The sequence below is a fragment of the Gordonia hongkongensis genome, assembly GCF_023078355.1.
GTDB classification, from domain to species: domain Bacteria; phylum Actinomycetota; class Actinomycetes; order Mycobacteriales; family Mycobacteriaceae; genus Gordonia; species Gordonia hongkongensis.
Window position 1 is genome coordinate 4,456,914 of the sequence record NZ_CP095552.1, and the last position, 20,130, is coordinate 4,477,043.

General features: G+C 67.8%; 13 protein-coding genes. 9 read left to right on the plus strand and 4 right to left on the minus strand.

Features of this window, described 5'->3' with window-relative positions; all coding sequences use genetic code 11:
- Nucleotides 1-68 precede the first annotated feature (68 nt).
- Complete coding sequence (locus MVF96_RS20120) at nt 69-1,964, minus strand: glycoside hydrolase family 15 protein (protein WP_247450198.1); 1,896 nt, start codon at nt 1,962-1,964, stop codon at nt 69-71.
- Between the two features lie 285 nt (nt 1,965-2,249).
- On the opposite strand from MVF96_RS20120, the gene MVF96_RS20125 reads away from it, so the two are divergent.
- Entirely contained in the window at nt 2,250-4,004 is a 1,755-nt protein-coding gene (locus MVF96_RS20125) for a serine/threonine-protein kinase (RefSeq protein ID WP_247450200.1), read from the plus strand.
- A gap of 121 nt (nt 4,005-4,125) precedes the next feature.
- Nucleotides 4,126-5,364, plus strand: coding sequence for a cytochrome P450 (locus tag MVF96_RS20130; protein WP_247450202.1), 1,239 nt, complete (start codon nt 4,126-4,128; stop codon nt 5,362-5,364).
- Between the two features lie 24 nt (nt 5,365-5,388).
- On the opposite strand, the gene MVF96_RS20135 is transcribed toward MVF96_RS20130, so the two are convergent.
- Nucleotides 5,389-6,165 carry a DUF427 domain-containing protein gene (locus MVF96_RS20135; protein WP_247450204.1) on the minus strand — a complete coding sequence of 259 codons (777 nt, stop codon included), beginning with the start codon at nt 6,163-6,165 and terminating at the stop codon, nt 5,389-5,391.
- A 202-nt stretch (nt 6,166-6,367) separates the two neighbouring features.
- Between MVF96_RS20135 and MVF96_RS20140 the strand changes: the two genes are divergently transcribed.
- The 4 genes from MVF96_RS20140 (at nt 6,368) to MVF96_RS20155 (ending at nt 9,979) form a co-directional block, all read left to right on the plus strand.
- On the plus strand, nt 6,368-6,892 hold the full coding sequence (locus tag MVF96_RS20140; RefSeq protein WP_247450206.1) for a hypothetical protein: 525 nt from the start codon (nt 6,368-6,370) through the stop codon (nt 6,890-6,892).
- 87 nt (nt 6,893-6,979) lie between these two features.
- Nucleotides 6,980-7,534, plus strand: coding sequence for a DUF6328 family protein (locus tag MVF96_RS20145; RefSeq protein WP_247450208.1), 555 nt, complete (start codon nt 6,980-6,982; stop codon nt 7,532-7,534).
- A gap of 31 nt (nt 7,535-7,565) precedes the next feature.
- Nucleotides 7,566-8,462: an MBL fold metallo-hydrolase gene (locus MVF96_RS20150; RefSeq protein WP_247450209.1), complete on the plus strand. Its 897-nt coding sequence runs from the start codon at nt 7,566-7,568 to the stop codon at nt 8,460-8,462.
- A gap of 89 nt (nt 8,463-8,551) precedes the next feature.
- Nucleotides 8,552-9,979: a CYTH and CHAD domain-containing protein gene (locus MVF96_RS20155; RefSeq protein ID WP_247450211.1), complete on the plus strand. Its 1,428-nt coding sequence runs from the start codon at nt 8,552-8,554 to the stop codon at nt 9,977-9,979.
- An 8-nt stretch (nt 9,980-9,987) separates the two neighbouring features.
- Here MVF96_RS20155 and MVF96_RS20160 read toward each other — a convergent pair whose 3' ends face one another.
- Entirely contained in the window at nt 9,988-11,502 is a 1,515-nt protein-coding gene (locus MVF96_RS20160) for a Mur ligase family protein (RefSeq protein ID WP_418930405.1), read from the minus strand.
- Nucleotides 11,503-11,781: 279 nt separating this feature from the next.
- On the opposite strand from MVF96_RS20160, the gene MVF96_RS20165 reads away from it, so the two are divergent.
- The 3 genes from MVF96_RS20165 (at nt 11,782) to katG (ending at nt 15,707) form a co-directional block, all read left to right on the plus strand.
- Nucleotides 11,782-12,798 (plus strand): ferritin-like domain-containing protein, encoded by a 1,017-nt coding sequence (locus MVF96_RS20165; RefSeq protein WP_247450215.1) that lies wholly within the window; start codon nt 11,782-11,784, stop codon nt 12,796-12,798.
- Nucleotides 12,799-12,991: 193 nt separating this feature from the next.
- Nucleotides 12,992-13,435: a Fur family transcriptional regulator gene (locus MVF96_RS20170; RefSeq protein WP_065631428.1), complete on the plus strand. Its 444-nt coding sequence runs from the start codon at nt 12,992-12,994 to the stop codon at nt 13,433-13,435.
- A 46-nt stretch (nt 13,436-13,481) separates the two neighbouring features.
- Nucleotides 13,482-15,707, plus strand: coding sequence for a catalase/peroxidase HPI (gene katG, locus MVF96_RS20175; RefSeq protein WP_068970181.1), 2,226 nt, complete (start codon nt 13,482-13,484; stop codon nt 15,705-15,707).
- Between the two features lie 78 nt (nt 15,708-15,785).
- On the opposite strand, the gene MVF96_RS20180 is transcribed toward katG, so the two are convergent.
- On the minus strand, nt 15,786-20,039 hold the full coding sequence (locus tag MVF96_RS20180) for an AMP-binding protein (protein WP_247450217.1): 4,254 nt from the start codon (nt 20,037-20,039) through the stop codon (nt 15,786-15,788).
- Nucleotides 20,040-20,130: the final 91 nt, after the last annotated feature.

The following is a 20,130-nucleotide window of genomic DNA, read 5'->3' on the forward strand; positions in this document are numbered from 1 at the left end:
CATGAGATCCGGTTGTGGTTTGTCCCGGTTACCGGCACAAAACGCAACCGGATCCCGTGGCGCTCGGTTCAATCGCCAAGCCGTCGATCGAGATTGATGGCCGCGCTGATGAGTGCGAGGTGGGTGAACGCCTGCGGCATGTTGCCGAGTTGTTCGCCGGTGAGTCCGACCTGCTCGGCATAGAGGCCGAGGTGATTGGCGTGGGTGAACATCTTCTCCAGCGCCAGCCGGGCGTCGGCCAGGCGGCCGACCCGGGTGAGTGCTTCGACATACCAGAACGAGCACAGGGAGAACGTCCCCTCGGCACCGTCGAGCCCGTCGTGCCCGCCGTCGGTGTCGTACCGGAACACCAGGGAGTCGCTCACCAGTTCTTCCTCGATCCGCTCGAGCGTGCGGAGGAACCGATCATCGGTGGGCGACAACAACTTCACGGCGGGGATGAGCAACAGCGCGGCGTCGAGCCGATCGGAGTCGAGCGTCTGGACGAAGGCCCCCACGTCGTCGTTCCAGCCCCGCTCCATGATCTGCAGGAAGATGTCGTCGCGGGCCTTCATCCAACCGGCGACGTCGCCCGGTAGACCGCGCTGACGACTCATTCGGATCATCCGCTCGAGGGCCACCCACGACATCACTCGCGAGTAGACGTAGTCCTGCGGCTTGCTCCGCACCTCCCAGATGCTCTGGTCCGGACGATCCCAGTTGTCGACGAGCCATCCCGCCACCGTGCACAGATGCGTCCAGGACCCGTAGGAGATCCCCGGTCCGTACTTGTTGTACAGGTACACCGAGTCGATGAGCTCGCCGTAGATGTCCAGCTGGAGCTGGTCGGCGGCGGCGTTTCCGACCAACACCGGCGAGGTCTGCCGGTAACCCTCCCAGTGGTCGAGTTCGGTCTCCTTCGGCGGCGGATCCCCGTCGACGGTGTACATCAACCGCAGCGGTCCCAGATCCCCCGCTTCGTCGGCGCCGTCGTCGAATCGGCAGGTCAGCCAGTCCATGAAGGCGCCCGCCTCGTCGGTGAAACCCAGCCGCAGTAGCGCGTAGAGCGTGAAGGCGGCATCGCGGATCCACACGTAGCGGTAATCCCAGTTCCGTTCGCCGCCGATCTCTTCGGGAAGCGCGGCGGTCACCGCGGACACCACCGCCCCCGACGGTTCGTGCGTGAGCAGTTTGAGCGTGAGCGCCGACCGGTGCACCATCTCCCGCCACCGGCCCGTGTAGGAGGAACGCGAGACCCAGTCCTGCCAGAATGCGACCGTCGCGGCGACGACCGCGGGAGAACTGTCATGGTCGAGCACTTCCGACCCGATGGGGTCGGGGGCGAGGACGAACGTCACGCACTGACCGGTCTCGACGGTGAAGTGGGCCTGCGCATCCCGGTCGTCGACGGTGTCGACATCGACCGTCGACGCGAGATGCAACACCAGATCGTCTGTCTCGAAACGGAGTCGGCGTTCGTCCTCGACGACGACGGTGTGCGCCTGGCGCCCGTAATCGAACCGCGGCGCAACCGTCACGCGGAACTCCACGGAGCCGCGCACGCAGGAGACCCGACGGATGATCCGCGTGCGATGGTCGGGATCGTGCGGGCGCGCGATCGGCATGAGGTCCTGGACCTCGGCGACACCGTCCTCGCTCAGGAAGCGGGTGACGAGCACGTTGGAGTCGGGGAGGTAGAACTGCCGCGTGGTGACCTCTCCGTCGATGGGTTCCACGGTCCAGGCACCGCCGCGGCGGGCGTCGAGCAACGAACCGAACACACTCGGCGAGTCGAACCGCGGACAACAGAACCAGTCGATCCGCCCGTCGACTCCCACGACGGCCGCGGTACGCAGGTCCCCGATGACACCGTGGTCGGCGATCGGCAGATAGTCACCGGTGGCGTCGGCCGTCGTCGCGCCGTCGCATCGAGCCGTCGCAGCCGCGTCCTCGCCTGATTCGGAAGGGGTGCTCATGCCGGCCATTCGGTGCCCGACCCGTCCCGGATGGGCGGAGGTCCAGCGCGACCGTGCTGCATTGATTGCGCGCTCGTAGCCGTCTTAGTTTGAACACCCTAGCCAGCGAGCGTTCGCCGCACCTCCGCCTAGTACTTCAACCGATTTGTAGTCCGTGATGCCCCGGCGGGTCAGTTTCCGATCCGGCCTTCGCACAGGCCCGTGGCGCCGACGTTTTCGATCGCCGCCAGGTCCACGAAACCGCTGATGACCCCCTCTATTAGGATTCGCGCATGACGAACCCGAGGAGCCACGATGGCGCTTGATGACGGCGAATTCGGTCGCTATCGAATCGTGGCCAAGATCGGCCAGGGCGGAATGGGCCAGGTCTTTCGGGCCTTCGACACCCTCACCAACCGTGAGGTTGCGCTGAAAGTCCTCCCCTCGGAGTTCGCTGACAACACCGAGTTTCGGACCCGGTTTCAGCGTGAGGCGGACTTGGTAGCCGGACTTCGCGAACCGCACATCGTTCCGATCCATGGATTCGGCGAGATTGAGGGCCGCCTGTTCCTCGATATGCGGCTCATTGACGGCGTCGATGCGCGCTCCATGCTCGAGTCTCAGGGTCCCATGAGTCCTGAGCGCGCGATCGGGATCATTGATCAAGTGGCCGCCGCCCTCGACGCCGCGCATTCTGTCGGACTGGAGCACCGCGACGTCAAGCCCGAAAACATACTCGTCGCCCACCGTGATTTTGTGTATCTGATCGACTTCGGTATTGCCCGCGCAGTCAACGAGACAGGCTTGACCCGCACTGGCCTGGCCGTCGGAACCTTCGCGTACATGGCACCCGAGCGCTTCGGTGGCAACTCAGACCATAGGTCTGACGTCTACGCACTAACCTGCGTTCTGTACGAATTGCTCACCGGCGCTGCGCCATTTCCCGGCAACAGCATGGAGCAACTGATCGCCGCGCACCTGCACGAATCGCCACCCAAGCCGACGGAGCGGCAGCCGTCTTTGCCTGCATCAATCAACAATGTCATCTCACACGGAATGGCAAAGGCACCCGATCTACGGTACCGCTCTGCTGGAGAACTGGCCGATGCCGCCCGTCAGGCCCTGACGGGAAGCGTAGGTACGCCGTCCGGTGACGGACTGGCACCTGCGACAGTGCTGTCGGGAGAAGTAGCTAGCGAGCGTCTGAGTCCCGTAGCGCACGATCTCTCCCACGCTGCCCCAGTCGAGGTAGCTTCCAAACGCCGTTCCAAGCCCCGCCATTGGCTAATCGGTGGCGTCGGTGTCGTCGTTCTTGTCGTTATCGCTCTCGCTGTCGGTTTAGTCGTAACGCGCACCGAAGCCGGGAGCCCGTCAGCGCCGGAAGCATCCATTCTCGGCGAGAATGGAGGCGCCTCACACGATGGCTCGGAGGGTCCGCCTGCGCCTGGAGGGGCAAGTCAGACAGCACAAGATGTCGAGATCGCTGGCTTCACGCAGGTTGGTACCGACGTGTCGGTGCGTCTCCGGAACCCAAATAGGGACCTCGGACTTATCCGGACCCCGTTCGAGGCGACGCTGCTCGGCGAATCCGGGGAGATACTTGCCACAGTCGGTCAGGGCGGACTCCCCGGCGCAATCGTCAACACCATCTATCAGCTGCCACCGGGCGGCGAATACGGTATCAGCGTGGCAGCGCCCGGGAACTCGAAAGTTGCGTCAGTCGAAGTCGTGACGTTGGGAACGTGGCATGAGTGGCCTTCGATTAGCCCTCCGGAAGTAACCGTCAAAGGCGCCGCAATCGCCGATCAGTCCTCTACCTACGGCCCCGGCGTGACAGGCCGAATTACGCTGGATGGTGGCGTCCCGAGCAACATCGTGGTCATGGCCTACGTGCGTACCCCAAAGGGAACAGTCGTCAGCAACGTGATCGTCGACTGCGTCAAGGCCGCACAGCCGCGAGCGTTCCAGACCCACAGTTTCTCGCAGGTCAGCGGTCCGTTCGCGCTCGAAAAAGTACTCGCCTATCCAACGGCCGTAGAGGGAGTTGAGCCTTCCTATAAGGCCTGTTAGCGACGCTCATCACGCTGTGTTCGCCAATGTGCCGATCTGGACCACGCTGATATCGGACACTCGGAGCGACACGCACCCCTTGACGGAAGGACTCGCGCCGGTGCCGACAAGCAGCACGAGCATGACCGACGACGCCGCCAACGTCTTCGCCGACGCCAAGGCCTACGCCGACGAGCCGCGACTGCACGCCGCGATGGCCCACCTGCGGGCACACAATCCGGTACCGCGTGTCGACCACGGCCCCTACCGGCCGTTCTTCGCGATCACCAAGCACGCCGACATCATGGACATCGAGCGCGACAACAACCTGTGGCTGAGCGAACCGCGTCCGGTGTTGACCACCGCCGCCGCCGACGATGTGGCACGTGCTCAGCTGGAGTCCGGTGCCGGACTGCGCACCCTGATCCACATGGACGACCCGCACCACCGCAAGGTCCGCGCCATCGGCGCCGACTGGTTTCGTCCGAAAGCCCTGCGCGACCTACAGACCCGCGTCGACGAGCTCGCGAAGCGCTACGTCGACAGGATGCGCGACATCGGACCCGAGTGCGACTTCGTCGAGGAGATCGCGGTCGGCTTCCCGCTGTATGTGATCCTGTCGCTGCTGGGCCTCCCCGAGGAGGACTTCCCGCGGATGCATCAGCTCACGCAGGAGTTGTTCGGCGCCGACGACGTCGAATACCGGCGCGGAGCAACGCTCGAGGAGCGGATGGCGACACTGCTGGACTTCTTCGCCTACTTCAGCGAACTCACCGCATCACGCCGCGCGCACCCCACGGACGACCTGGCGTCCGCCATCGCCAACGGCCTCATCGACGGCGAGCCCCTGTCCGACGTCGACACCGCGTCGTACTACGTGATCGTGGCCAGCGCCGGGCACGACACCACCAAGGACGCCATCTCCGGCGGCCTCCGGGCGCTGATCGAGAACCCCGGTGAACTCGAACGACTTCGACGCGAGCCCGAACTCGTGGGGACCGCGGTCGAGGAGATGATCCGGTGGACCACACCGGTCAAGGAGTTCATGCGCACCGCTGCCGAGGACACCTCGGTGCGCGGTGTGCCCATCGCCAAGGGCGAATCCGTTTATCTCGCCTACACTTCGGGCAATCGGGACGAAGACGTCTTCGACGACCCGTTCACCTTCGACATCGGCCGGTTCCCCAACAAGCATCTGTCGTTCGGCTACGGCGTCCACTTCTGTCTCGGCGCCGCTCTGGCCCGGATGGAGATGCGGAGCTTCTTCGCCGAACTGATCCCGCGGCTCGACTCCATCGAACTGGCCGGGACGCCAGAACTGGCCGCAACAGTGTTCGTCGGCGGTCTCAAACACCTGCCGATCCGGTATTCACTGCGCTGACGCCGATCTAGTTCGAGGACCCCGTCAGGTCTCGACAGTCAGATCGACCCGCTCGTCGTAGAAGCAGATGAGGTCCCGGACGGGCTCGGCGTCGGTGAGCGGATCGGTGTAGGTCCATGCCACGTCGGGAATGACCTCGTCGCCGACGACGGCCGACCAGTAGGTCGCCTCGCCCTTGTACGCGCACACCGTGACGGTGTCCGACGGCACGAGCAGATCCATCCGGACGTCCTCGCGCGGCAGATAGTGTCGGGGCGGCAGATGGGTTTCGAGCAGCAGGGTCGGGCGTCGGCTGTCCGCCAGGACCGAACCACCCACCGTCACCACCACATGTCTGCCGGTGTCGAGGCAGTCGATGCGCTGGAACGGATCGTGCGGATGACCGATCGCCGTCTGCTCCTCTTCGCGCCACTCGTCGAAGGCCGCCCAGTCCAGCAGGACGTGGCCCGCGAGATCGGCATCGTCCGGACGGAACGCGGCGCCGGCCAGCGTCCGTTCGCCGGCCGCGATGTCGCAGGTCGTACCGGGCGTCGTGTGCACGTCGAAGGGATCGACCGGTGTGAGTATCGGCCCGTGATCGTCGGCGGCGTCGACTGCCTGCGCATCGCTCAGCGGCGCAACGACATCGGAGACGGGCACCGCGTAGCAGCCGACCACCCGGTAGGGCTCCCACACCTGGATGGCCCTCGCGGAGTCAACGACGACTTCTCCGTCGACCAGCGCGCGCACCCGTCGCCGCATGTCCGCCCAGCGCAGTGAACCCAGCTGGGACATCGTGAACTCATCCATCGATGTGGCCATGTGACCGATGGTCCTCCGGTTATGCCGCGCGCGCCAGGCCACATCGGGCTTTTCGCAGTTCGCCGGTGGTGCTTGGTCAACCGTTCGGTGGGTAGCGGAAATTTCGTCCACCTCAGCTCCGTGGAAGGGCAATGTGCCCTTCGGCCATCGTCAGCGGGACGAGAATTTCGGAGCCGACGCTCCCCCAGTACGGTGCGACGTCATGGGCGGGGACAAACGGCGCACGATTGCGGGTCCGAAGCAGATCGCGTGGATGGCAGCAGTCGCGGTGGGGTCCGCGCTCTTCTCCGGAATGCTCCGCGCGTGCATGTGGCTCGGCGATCGGATGCTGCCCGAAGCCGGTCTGATCTACGGCTTCATCGTCGGGATGGTCGCGACACTGGTGCTGTGGCCGAAGGTGCTGTGGGTCGTGTGGCGCGCGCGATGGGCCCACCTGCGGAACGTCGGCCGACGGGCGTCAGGAGCGGTCGTACGGAACGAGATGCGAAGAGACCACCGACGATTCGTCGACCGGTTCCGCCTCACGCTGACTGTAGACCTCGACCACCCGGTCACCGGCGAAGCCCGACGGGTGCGCAAGGAGTTTGTGGTCATCGCGCCACGAAAAGCGCAGCTCGAGTCGTTGCAGTCGCGTCTGCCCGAAGGCGGAACGGTTCCGCTGCTGGTCAACGGGACGTCGGCCGCGATCGACGTGCCCGACCGTCCATCGTGGGCGGACATCTGGTGACGACGGCGGGAACCCGCCCCGGCGCAGTAACCGCTTCGAGACGCGAAGGCACCGCTCGACGAAACCCCGTGGTGCGACGATGAGCAGATGACCAGCCCGTCGGACCTCGACCCCACCAGACCCGGGTCCGGCGACGCCGCGTGGAATCACGCCCAGCGCGACGAAACGGAAACCCAACGCCTGGATCGCAACTGGAATTCGCTGCTGCAAGAGCTGCGGGTCGTGCAGACCGGCGTGCAGATCCTCACCGGATTCCTACTCACGCTGCCCTTCCATGACGGTTTCGAAGAGCTCGGCGGCACGTTGCGAGTGATCTACCTGATCACGGTGTCGTGTGCCGTGGGCGCCGCGATCCTCCTGGCGGCGCCCGTGGCGCTGCACCGGGCCCTGTTCCGTCAGCACCAGCTCGCGCTGATCGTCACCTACGCGCATTACCTGGCTTTCGCCGGCCTCACCCTGCTCGGCCTGGCGCTGTCCGGTGCGGTCACCGTCGTCTTCGGAGCGACCGCCGGACCGGTTCCGTCGGCGATCGCGGGCATCGTCACCCTCGTGACGTTCTCCCTCGCGTGGCTGATCGTGCCGCTGTGGCTCCGCGCAGTGACCGGCGCGCGGGATGACTCCGTCGACGAACCCCGCCGTTGACAGTATTCCCCCGCCGGGGTACGCAGACGACGTGACCCTCGCACCGAGTTTCATCGAGAACCGCTACGACGAGGTGACCGTGCTCGCGTCATCGCATGGCGGTGCGTTTCCCTACGGCAACACGGTCGTGGTCCGCGGCTCCGCCGGGACCTTGGTGGTCGATCCCTCCCTCGAGGTCGACCACGACCCGGTGCAGCCCGACGCGGTGATGATCAGTCACGCACACGAGGACCACATCGCCGGCCTCCGGTACTTCTCCGCGGACAAGTTCGCCCATCACGCCGACGTCGACGGCGTGCGATCCCTGCAGGTCCTTCTCGACAACTACGGCCTGACCGACGAGGAGAGGGCCGGCGTCGATGCCCAGATCGGCGACACCTTCCAGCTGACGTCCGGCTTCCCCGAGGCCGCCGGGGTCGAGGACGGACACGCCTTCGAACTCGGCGGGGTCACCGCGACGGTCGTCCACCTGCCCGGGCACACCGCCGGGCATTCCGGCATCCTCGTCGAACCCACGGGCTTTCTCTATCTCGCCGACATCGACCTCACCTCGTTCGGACCGATGTACGGCGACCTGGGGAGCAGCGTAGACGACTATCTCGCGTCGATTGCGCGAGTACGCGACATCGATGCCCGCTGGTACGGCACCTTCCATCAGAAGGGCGTGGTCACCGGCGCCGACGAATTCCGATCACGTCTCGCCGACTACGAGGCCGTCATCCATCGACGCGAGGAACGCCTGCTGGAGTTGCTGCGCCGCCCACTCACGGTCGAGGGGATCGCCACCGAGCGGCTGGTGTATCGCCCGCATGTCCAGCTGCCCTTCGTCGACGCGGTGGAGAAACGGACAGCCGAACTCCACCTCGAACGGCTCGTGCGCCACGGCCAGGTCACGCGTTCCGAGGACGGCGTCTACCACCGCTCGTAGGGCGGTCGTGACCCCTCCTGACGTTTACCGGATGTCCGGTTCGGACACCCTCGGTGTGTCAGCGACACAGCGAGAGTGAGGAGCGAGTAGTGCACACCGACACCACCCGCGCAGACACCTGGGATTTCGGTCTGGGCAGCGCCATCCCCGACCTCGGAGACCCCGGCGACGTCGAGATCTCGTCGACGGATTTCAGCGACACGTACTACGACACCGAGGACCGGGACCTCCTCGCGCACGGCACCACGGTCGTCTACGTCGACGGGGACGAGCGTCCGGCCGGCTGGCGGGTCGTCACCCCCTCCCCCGCTGAGGCCATCACCGAACGAATCGATGCCCCCTCGACGGCCGTCCCGCCGACGATTGCCGATGCCCTATGGGGGCTGAGCGGCGGCAAACCGCTTCGCGTCGCGGCGATCGTGCACACGCACCGAACCCGCCACCGCCATCTCGACGCGAACGGTGAGACCGACTACCAGGTGATCGACGACACCGTCTCCGCCACCGCCACCGGCCCGGTCGCCACCGCCACGTCCTGGCGCGAGGTCGCGGTGCGCTCCGCGTCGTCGGATGCGGTGCCCAAAGGGGTACGCAAACGGATGGTCGGGGCCGGCGCGCGCCCGGCGTCGGCGTCGTCGACGTACGAGCGCGCCATCGGTCACGAAGCACCGCACCGAGCCGGATCGGCGTCGCCGGCCGCTGCCGCCGCACTGGACTACGTCCACGAGCAGATCGCGACCATCTTCGCCGGCGATGTCGCGCTGCGTCGCGGTGAGAACCCGGTGCACGGCGTTCGCGTCGCCATCCGCCGTCTCCGGAGCACGCTGCGGACCGCGGCACCGCTGTTCGAGCCGAGCGGCCTCGTGAGACTCGACGACGAACTGCGGTGGTTCGCAGGGGTTCTCGGCGAGGTGCGCGACCGGGAGGTCCTGCGCGCACGATTCGCCACCGCCCTCGCCGAACTGCCCGACGAGCTCGTGCTCGGACCGGTTGCGGCGCGGATCGAGGAGGAACTCTCCGCTCAGCAGCACCACCATCGCGAGAACGTCGCCGCCGAGATGACATCGGACCGGTATCGCCGGCTGCTGTCGACCCTCACGACCTGGAACGAGGCAGTCCCGCTCGTCGATGACCAGATCTCGAAGAAGCAGGTCCGTCAGATCGCCACCCGCGCGGCGCGCAAGGCGGACAAGCGGTTGAAGCAAGCCCTCGCCTCCGGGCACGAGGAGGATCTGCATCGGGCGCGCAAGGCGGCCAAGCGCGCCCGTTACGCCGGTGAGCTGGCCACGCCCGTCGTCGGGTCGATCGGTCGTGCGCAGGCCAAGCGCTACAAGAAGATCCAGACCGTCCTGGGGGAACACCAGGATGCCGCCGTTGCCGCCCGCGCCCTGCGGGAACTGGGCGCCGCCGCGGGAATCCGCAAGGGAGAGAACGGTTTCACCTACGGCATCCTGTATCAGCGCGAGCTCCACGCGGCCGCCGCGGCCCGCGACGCCGTTCTGTCCGGAAAGAAGTGATCGCCCGTTCAGCTCGACGTGTCGAGGATCGCGCGCCGTAACTCGGTGTGATCGTCGAAGAACGACGTCTCGGGCCCGTACCTGCGGAAGGTGTCGCTGCCCCGGCCGGTGACCACGACCACGTCGCGGTCACCGGCTATGGACGTGGCCGTCGAGAATGCGCGCCGCCGGTCGGGTTCCTCGATGACGACCGCCGACGCCTCCCGGTGCGCGCCGCGCAGCACACTGGCCCTGATCTCGCCGGGGTCCTCGTCCTCGGGGCTCTCGTCGGTGACGATCACGACGTCCGCGTAACGCGCCGCGACCTGTCCCAGTGGTTCTCGTTTCCCTGGATCGCGTCCACCGGTTGCCCCGACCACGACGATGAGCCGACCGTCCTCCGTCAACGACCTCAGGTAGGGGAACATCGCGTGTTGTCCCGCCGTGTTGTGCATGTAGTCCACGATCGCGCGATACGGCTGTCCGGCATGCACGGGTTCGCACCGTCCGGCGATGCCGGTCACCGAGGAGACGCCCTCGGCCGCAGCGGCGAGGTCGACGCCGTCTGCCACCACGGCGGTGAGCGCCAGTAGAGCGTTGCCGACCTGGTGAGGCCCCAGCACCTGCAGCCCGACCCGGGATCGCCCGTGTGGCGTGTGGACGGTGAACTCGGCGCCGAGACGCCCGGCCCGGATATCGGTGGCGACGACGTCGGCGTTTGTGCGCCGAGTCGAGCACGTCCAGGTCTCCGTCGTGGCCCCGGCCGCCAGACGCGCACCCCAGTGGTCGTCGATGTCGACCACCGCGATCTGCGTCCGCTCCGGTGTGAACATCGCGGCCTTGGTCGCGAAGTAGCCCTCCATCGACTCGTGGTAGTCGAGGTGGTCGTCGGACAAGTTGGTGAACGCCATCACGCGGAACGCGGTGCCGTCGACCCTCCCCTGATCGATCGCATGCGAGGAGACCTCCATCGCGCAGCAGGTGACGCCGTGGCGTCGGAATGTCGCCAGGGTCCGCTGCAGCATGGGCGCCTCCGGCGTCGTGCGGGCGGGCACGACGTCGTACCCGGGGCCCCGGATCCGCGCACCGGAGATGAGCCCGCCCGCCTCCCCGGTCGCCGCGAGGGCGGCATCGACGAAGTGGGTCGTGCTGGTCTTGCCGTTGGTGCCGGTGACACCGAAGATCCGCAGATCACGTGACGGTTCACCATGGAACCATGAGGTCAGCGGCCCCATGATGCGGCGAGGTCCGTCGACGACCAGAGAAGGCAGGACCGACGACGGGCGGTCGCTGATCACCAGGACGGCACCGGCCGCGGCCACGTCCCGCTCGAAGTCGAGTCCGTGCCAGCGGCGGCCCGGGATGGCCAGGTACGCATCCCCGGGACGGACCGTGCGGGAATCGTCGTCGATGTCGCGGACCACCGCCGACTCGGCTCTGGTGTCGCCCACGACGGAGGTGCCGAGGTGTTCGGCGAGTTGCGCGACGGTCACGCCGGATCCCGGGTCGGGGTCCGCGTGGCGAACACGCCGCTTCGGGTCCATCGCCGCGACGTACCCGTGACGAGGGCGAATCCAAACCTCGACGTACGGTCCGGCCGGGCCCGACGCAGGCCCGCTACCACACAAATCTCGGCAAACGGTCATAGCGCACGCCCTCGTAGACCGTTGTGACGCGCCTCACAATTTGTAGAACCCGCTGTGGCTCAACGTATTCGAGTCGGCGCGCCGGGTTGATTCACACCGGGGTGTTACATCTGCCCTCGTCGTGGCAACACTCGGGGTGTAGCCGATCCAACCCGCTCAAGAGGGGAGCAAGAACCGATGACCGTTTCCACCACCACCGTTCACCAGCAACTTCGCGCGATCCTCGCGTTGACGCACACCGAGATCCAGATCGCCGAGACCCGGCAGGCCCAGGCCCGTACCGACGCGATCCGCAAGGAACTGGCCCAGAACGCCGAGAACGCCCGCGAGCGCGCACTCACCATCGAGACCGCCCTGCGTGACCGCGGCGGACTCGTCGACGTCGTCCGGCCGGTACTCGGCCGCGTCGGTGCCGTCGCCAAGACGCTGGCCGAGCAGACCCAACCGCTCGACGAGGCCCTGCTCGACGACCTCGCACTCGAGCAGCGGCTCGTGGCACGCGCCACGTACCTGAAGGCACTGGCCACCGGCCAGGATGACCAATCACTCGTCGGCCTGGCCGACAAGCTCATCGACGCCCACACGGCGACCGTCCACTGGCTCACGACGGTTCTCGCCGAAGAGGCTCTCGGCGGCCCGGCCGCCCTGCGTCGCGGCCCGTCGCAGTGGGCGAGCGGCCTCGCCGCGCGCGCCTTGACCGCCCCGGCGCTCGGCGCATCGTGGGCGATCGACCGCACCGCCGAATTCGCCCGCCAACTCCCCGACCCCGTGGATACCCTGCGCAGCCGGTTCGGACGAGCGGTCGACGACGCGACGGAGACCGCGTCGCGGGCCGGTGACGCCGTCAGCAACGCCGGCGCCGCGGTCTCGAAGACCGTGGCCGCCGGTCGTGACGCCGCACTCGAGGCAGTCGAGGACAGCGCCCGTGACAGCGGCGCCGAGGGTGCCGCCGACGCGCTCCACCAGCTCCGCGAGATCACCGGAACCGTTGAGGCGGAAGACCTCCCGATCGAGGGTTACGTCGACCTCAACGTCACCGACGCGGTGGCCGCGGTCAAGGAGTTGACCAAGCCGGCCGACCTGCGGGTCACCCTCGCCTACGAGGAGGCACACAAGAACCGCCAGCGCGTGGTCTCCGCGGTCGAGATCCGCTTCGCCGAGATCGCCAAGGACCTGGTCGGCATCGACAGCTGATCTGCCGAACCGACCGACCCCGACGGCCGCCATCGACCTGATGGCGGCCGTCGGCCTGTCGGAAGCATCTGCAGATGTCGCGAAACGTGGCGCCAGACGCAACGACACACGACAACTGGCGTCGGCCCCACCCACCTCTGCACGAATTTGGATCAGATCCAGAAAAACCGTGCGAAGTGGCGGTCACGCCCCTATGGTGGGGGACGTGGCATCGACATCGGACCATGCCCAGCAACTCCGGGCCGCAGATCTTCGTGTCACCCAGCCTCGGGTGACGGTGATGGCCGCCGTCGACAAGCACCCGCATGCCGACACGGACACCATCTATCACGCGGTACGCGAAACCCTGCCCACCGTCTCACGTCAGGCCGTCTACGATGTGCTGCACGCCCTGACCGAGCGCGGGCTCATCCGCCGCATCCAACCCTCGGGTTCGGTGTCGCGCTACGAGTTTCGCACCGGAGACAATCACCACCACGTCGTCTGCCGCGCCTGCGGTGTCATCGCCGACGTGGATTGTGCAATCGGGGAAGCCCCATGCCTGACCCCCTCGGAAGACCACGGTTTCGCAATCGACGAGGCCGAGGTCATCTTCTGGGGCCTGTGCCCCGATTGCCTCAGCAAGGCCCCGACCTGATCACCTCCCGTGATCGCAGCCTGTCAGTCCCCTCGAAAGGAATGTCGTGACCTCCGACAGCCGCCCGCCCAACTCCGACGCCGACACCGCAAGTGCCAGCGAGAGCGAGAACCCGGCGATCCCCTCGCCGAAGCCGAAAGCGCATGCGCCGCTGACCAACAAGGACTGGTGGCCCGAGCAGATCGACCTCTCGATCCTGCACGCCCATTCCTCGCTGTCCAACCCGCTCGGCGAGGACTTCGACTACGCAACGGAATTCGAGAAGCTCGACGTCGAGGCCCTGAAGGCCGACCTGGTCTCGCTGATGACCACGTCCCAGGACTGGTGGCCCGCCGACTACGGCCACTACGGTGGCCTGTTCATCCGTATGAGCTGGCACGCCGCCGGTACCTACCGCATCTTCGACGGCCGCGGCGGCGGCGGTCAGGGTGCACAGCGGTTCGCCCCGCTGAACAGCTGGCCGGACAACGCCAACCTGGACAAGGCCCGTCGTCTGCTCTGGCCCATCAAGCAGAAGTACGGCACCAAGCTGTCCTGGGCCGACCTGCTGGTGTTCGCGGGCAACGTCGCACTGGAGTCCATGGGCTTCAAGACCTTCGGCTTCGGCTTCGGCCGCGAGGACATCTGGGAGCCCGAGGAGGTGTTCTGGGGCCCGGAGGACGCCTGGCTCGGCACCGACAAGCGCTACTCCGGCGAACGTGAGCTCGCCCAGCCCCTCGGCGCCACCACGATGGGTCTCATCTACGTCAATCCCGAAGGCCCCGAAGGCAAGCCGGACCCGATCGCCGCCGCCGAGGACATCCGCGAAACCTTCGGTCGCATGGCGATGAACGATGAGGAGACCGCGGCACTCATCATCGGCGGCCACAGCTTCGGCAAGACCCACGGCGCCGGCGACGCCGACCTGATCGGACCCGAGCCCGAGGGCGCCCCGATCGAACAGCAGGGCCTGGGCTGGAAGTCGGGCTACGGCAAGGGCAAGGCCGAGGACACGATCACCAGTGGTCTCGAGGTCGTCTGGACCTCCACCCCGACCCAGTGGGGCAACGGATTTCTCCAGAACCTCTACGGTTACGAATGGGAGCTCACCAAGAGCCCCGCGGGGGCCTGGCAGTACGTCGCGAAAGACGGTGCGGGAGCAGGCACGATCCCCGATCCGTTCGGCGGTCCCGGTCGCGCGCCCACCATGCTGGTGACCGACGTCGCCCTGCGCGAGTCCCCCATCTACGCCGACATCACCCGTCGGTGGCTCGACCATCCCGAGGAGCTCGCCGAGGCCTTCGCCAAGGCGTGGTACAAGCTGCTGCACCGCGACATGGGTCCGGTCAGCCGTTACCTCGGCCCGTGGGTTCCCGAGCCGCAGATCTGGCAGGACCCGGTGCCCGCGGTCGATCACGAACTGATCGACGCCGACGACATCACCTCTCTCAAGGGCACGTTGCTCGACGCGCTGTCCCCGACGCAGCTCATCAAGACGGCCTGGGCGTCGGCGGCCAGCTTCCGCAGCACCGACAAGCGGGGCGGTGCCAACGGCGCCCGCATCCGTCTCGAGCCGCAGAAGAACTGGGAGATCAACGAGCCCGGCGAGCTCGCCAAGGTGCTGCCGGTACTCGAGCAGGTCCAGAAGGACTTCAACGACTCGGCATCGGGCGGCAAGAAGGTCTCGCTCGCCGACATCATCATCCTCGGCGGTGCGGCGGCGATCGAGAGGGCCGCCGAGGCAGCCGGTTTCCCGGTCACCGTGCCGTTCACCCCCGGCCGTACGGACGCCTCGCAGGAGAGCACCGACGTCGACTCATTCGAGGTCCTCGAACCGCGCGCCGACGGGTTCCGCAACTTCAGCAAGGACGGCGAGAAGACTCCGCTGGAGTCGCTGCTCCTCGACCGTGCCTACATGCTGGACCTCACCGCGCCGGAGCTGACCGTCCTCGTCGGTGGTCTCCGCGTGCTCGACACCAATTACGGTGGCAGCAAGCACGGCGTGTTCACCGACCGGCCCGGCGTCCTGTCGACGGACTTCTTCCGCAACATCATCGACATGAACACCGAGTGGAAGAGCGGTTCCGACGAGAACGTCTACGAGGGAACCGACCGCGCCACCGGCGAGAAGAAGTGGACGGCAACGGCTGCCGACCTCGTGTTCGGCTCGCACTCGCAGCTGCGCGCGCTCTCCGAGGTCTACGCGCAGGACGACTCGGCGGAGCGTTTCGTCAACGACTTCGTCAAGGCGTGGGTGAAGGTCTCGAACAACGATCGGTTCGATCTGGCCTGATCCGTCATCTCACGATCGAGAACACCCCGCGGGCACCTCGCCCGCGGGGTGTTCTGCTCTGCCGGTGAGGTTCTCGAATCACCGTTCCCGCAGGCACGCGACGACCTCGGCGAGCACCTGCTCGACACGGGGCCCCGTGAGCGCGGAGGCCGCGCCGGTCACCAGGACCTGCAGCTCCCCCTGTGCGGTCGGCGAGCCCTCGATCTGCAGCATCCATCGCGTGGTCCGCGGTGGGAACACGTACAGGTGACCGCCCACGCTCGGCCGGGTGATCGTCGGGGTCCAGCCGAGCAGCACCGGCACCGGGAAGAGGCGCCCGTCGACGACCGGCCGGCCCAGTACGTCCAGCACGTCCTCCATCGGCCCGGTCGCCGCGGCGATGCACCGACGGGTGCGCTCGACCGAGCCGCGGACATCCTCGCGGGCGTCGAGCGGTGTGACCGCAGCGACGACGAAGTCGCCCACGGTGTCCTCGGCGCCCGCCGGCCGCGTCGACGCCGCGGTGGCCGCCATCACCCGGTCTTGTCCGGTCAGTCGCGCGAGCGCCTCAGACACCGATCTCCCGAATGCCTCGAACGGGGTCATGCCCTGCTCGGACGCACCGGCACGGAACCGTGCGTAGACGTCGGCGTCGACGAGAGCCCGGCGACGAACCGCCGTGGACTGCGCGCAGGAGACGGGGTCCAACCCGTCCAGGGTGAAGGACCCCGCAGGCGACTCACCGAGCAGTTGGTGCCACGACCGGCCGTCCATGTCGTCGTCAGTGCGTGGTGCGTGCGGCGAGATAGGTTGCACCGCAGGGACATTCACTCCGCGGGCGAGCAGGTCCGCCTCTCGGGCCAGCGTTCCGAGCGAGTGCCCGTCGACCGCGATGTGATGGAACACCGCGACCGCGGCCATCACACCGCCGTCGGCATCCGCCAGGATCCGCACGCAGAACGGCGGCGCGACCCGGACATCGAGCGACGCCGACATCTGTTCGGCGTGTGCGCGTAGGATCTGGCGTCCCGGGTTCGGGTCTGGGTCCGAAACCACCTGCACGGCAACATCGACCGCTGCGTCGGCGCCGCCGGCCAGCGCCCGCTGGACCGGCCCGGCGGGGGTGTCCGGATAGCTCGACCGCAGGGCGGGGTGCCGATCGGCCAACGCGCGGAGCAATTCTCGCAGTTCGGGAGCGGTGGGCCGCCCGGTCTCGGGTGGAACCCATCCGACGCGGACCAGCTGCCCGTGCGGATGTCCCGGCGCGCGTTCGACCGTCCGTTCCGCGGACGTGAGCGGACGGTCGTCGGCCGGTGCGGCCGGCCGCCGTACGGTGACGTCCGGGCGCACCGGCTCGACCATCCGCTCGGCCAGCGTCTCCAGGTCGGGCGCGGTGAGCACGTCGTCGGGCCCGATCTCGGAATGTCCTGCCGCGATCAGCGATCCGACGACCCGCATGACCGCCAGGGAGTCGCCGCCCTGCTCGAGGAAGCCGGCGAACAGATCGACCTCATCAGTGCCCAGCGCCTCGCCCACGACCCGAACCAGCAGGGTCTCGTGCGAGCCGACGGGTCCGCGCACCGACCGGCGACCGGGGAGCGGGTGGTCCACCAGCTTTCCGACTTCGAGCTTGCCGTTGCCGGTGCGGGGTAGCGCGTCGATGCCGATGATGAGCGCGGGCACCATGTACGACGGCAGGACACCGGCGACCGCGCGACGCAGCCCGGGTGCGTCGACATCCGTTCCGGTTCGCTGCGGCACGACGAATGACACCAGAGCGGTACGGCCCGACGGCAACTCGCGCAGAATCGTCGCGGAACTCCGCACGTCGGTGCATCGTCCGAGCGCAGCGTCGATCTCAGCGAGTTCGATTCGCAAGCCCCGCAGGGTGATCTGTCCGTCGCGGCGTCCGAGCAGTCGGATCTCACCGGCCTCGGTCCACTGGGCCAGGTCGCCGGTCCGGTACATCACCTCCTCGGCCGAGAACGTGCTCTGCACGAAGGCCTCCGCAGTGGACGCTGAATCGTCGAGATAGCCGTCGGCCAATTGCGGTCCCGCACAGTGGAGCGTGCCGATCGCCCCGGGAGGTTGTGGCCGGCCGAGGCGGTCCAGGACCGCCTCGTCGACTCCGACCATCGGCGGGCCCACGGTGATCGCCTCGCCCGGCAGCAGCGGAGCGGAGATGTTGATGCTGCACCGGGCTTCGGTGGGTCCGTACGCATTCCGCAGCCGGACGCGACCCGACCAGCGGTCGACCACCCGCGGCGACGGCGGTTCGCCACCGATGATCACCTGCACCAGATCCTCGGCCAGATCCAGGGGCAGGGTGTCGAGGACCGACGGCGTGACGATGAGGTGACTGACGCGATGCCGTCGGATCAGCTGTGCCAGAGCATCACCGCCGGGTGCCGACCTCGGCGCGACGACAACTGTCGCCCCGCCGACCACCCCGCACAGCATCTCGACGATCCCGGTGTCGAAGGTCGGGGACGACGCGTGCAGGATGCGTGACCCGGGTGCTAGAGCGTACGTCTGTCGGATCTCCGCGATCAGGGCGGGCAGGCCGCGGTGGGGCATGATCACGCCTTTGGGCGTTCCGGTGGAACCCGACGTGAACAGCAGGTAGGCGGCATCGTCGGGCCCGCGTTCCAAACCCGGCCACCGATCGGGGATCGGGGAGCCGGGGTCGTCGTGCTCGAGGTCGAGCCACCGGATCGAGCCCGGGTGTGGGGCGCCCGGCACGCACAATCCGACCTTGGCGCCGGAGCGATCGAGCAGATCCCTCGTTCTCGCGTCCGGTGCGAACGGATCGCCGACCGGCACCCATACGCCGCCCGCACACAGCACCGACCAGAACGCGACAACGGAGGCCGCCGACCGCTCGATGGACACCGCCACGCGGTCGCCCGCACCGACCCCGGCCTCCAGGAGCAACCGGGTCCCGCGAACGACCCGGCGCGCGAACTCGCGTCGGGACACCGACACCTCACCGTCGATGATCGCGATGGCCGCCGGGTCCGCCGAACGGTGGTCCTCCAGGTGGCTCACGGTCGGCGTGAAAGGCGGTGCCGGTGGTCCGCTCCGGCACCGAAACCGCTCCCACTCCCCGTCGACGAACACCGAATCGTCGGGAACCGTTGGGCCACCGTCCAGTTCGCGCAGCGTGGCGGTGAGGTATCGGTCGAAACGTCGGGCGAGGGTGGCCAGCGCATCGGTGTCGACGACGGCGTCCGGGGCTTCCCAGGTCACCGCCCGGCGACCGTTCTGATCGGCGGGGTGCAGGGTCACCGCGACGTCGGAGATCGGTCCGGTCCGCATCACCTCGAGTCCCCAGTGCAAGCCGTCGACAGCGGGCGGCCCGAAACCCGGCAAGAGGTTGACCACCGCACCGAAGCCGTTGAGCCCGTGCTGGTTCCGCAGCATGTCCTCGCGAGGGTAGCGCTGATGGCGCAGTGCCTCGATCAGGGCCGACGACACCGCGGAGAGGGCCTGCCCGGCGTCGCGGTCGCCGATTCCGTCGAGGCGCAGGGGCACGACGTTCGAGACAGGCTGCACCGCCCGGAGACGTGCCGCCGAGGTACGTGCCGCGACCGGGAGACTCAATCCCACGTCCGGGGCGTCGAGGAGCCGGGCGCACAGGCCCGCGAACGCGGTGACGAACTCGGCCGACGATGCGGTGCGCGGACTTCTCAGGGTTTCGGTGACGCGCGTGATCGACGACGTGAAATGCGGGATGGAACCGGCCAGCAGGGACGGCGCGAGGCCGTCGAGTCGTCGGGCCCAGTGTTGTTCGTCGGCCCCTCGGCGTCGCGAATCGCGGTACCTCTCCTCTTCGGCCTCGAGTTCGAGGTCGTCGGCGAGGCGCAGCTCGTCCGGCCGCGCCGTACCCGCGTAGACAGCGGCGATGTGCGCCATCACCCGCAGGACGCCGGCGCCGTCGGTGAGCACGTGGTGCACCCGCACGACCCACCGGTGGGAGTCGGGGGCGAGAACGTGCAGTTCGCTGCGGAACAACGGCAGTCCGAGGTCGGCACCGGCGGGGTCATCGAGGAAATCCTGGGCGCGCGAGTCGCTCGCAGCCGCCGGATCGGCACACCTGGACAGGTCGACGCATTCCACCGGGTCCAGTCCGGAACCGGCTGAGTGCAGGGGGTGCGGATGACCGTCGGCCGGCGACCGATTCGGGCTCAGACGCACGTCGTACCAGCCGACGTGGTCGAGCACGGCACCGGCCGTGCGGTGGAGTCGTTCGGCATCGAGCGGGCCGCTCAGGGTCAGGCCGAACGCGACGACATGCGAGACCTCGGGATGCAGCAGTTGCGAGAGCCACAGGCCGCGCCGGGTCACGGTCATCGCGGATCGCCCACTGGGCCTCGTCGGGTGGAGCCGTGCCCGGAGATCACGCCCCGACCGTAGGTGCGCCGAGTTGAACGGACGCTGAAAT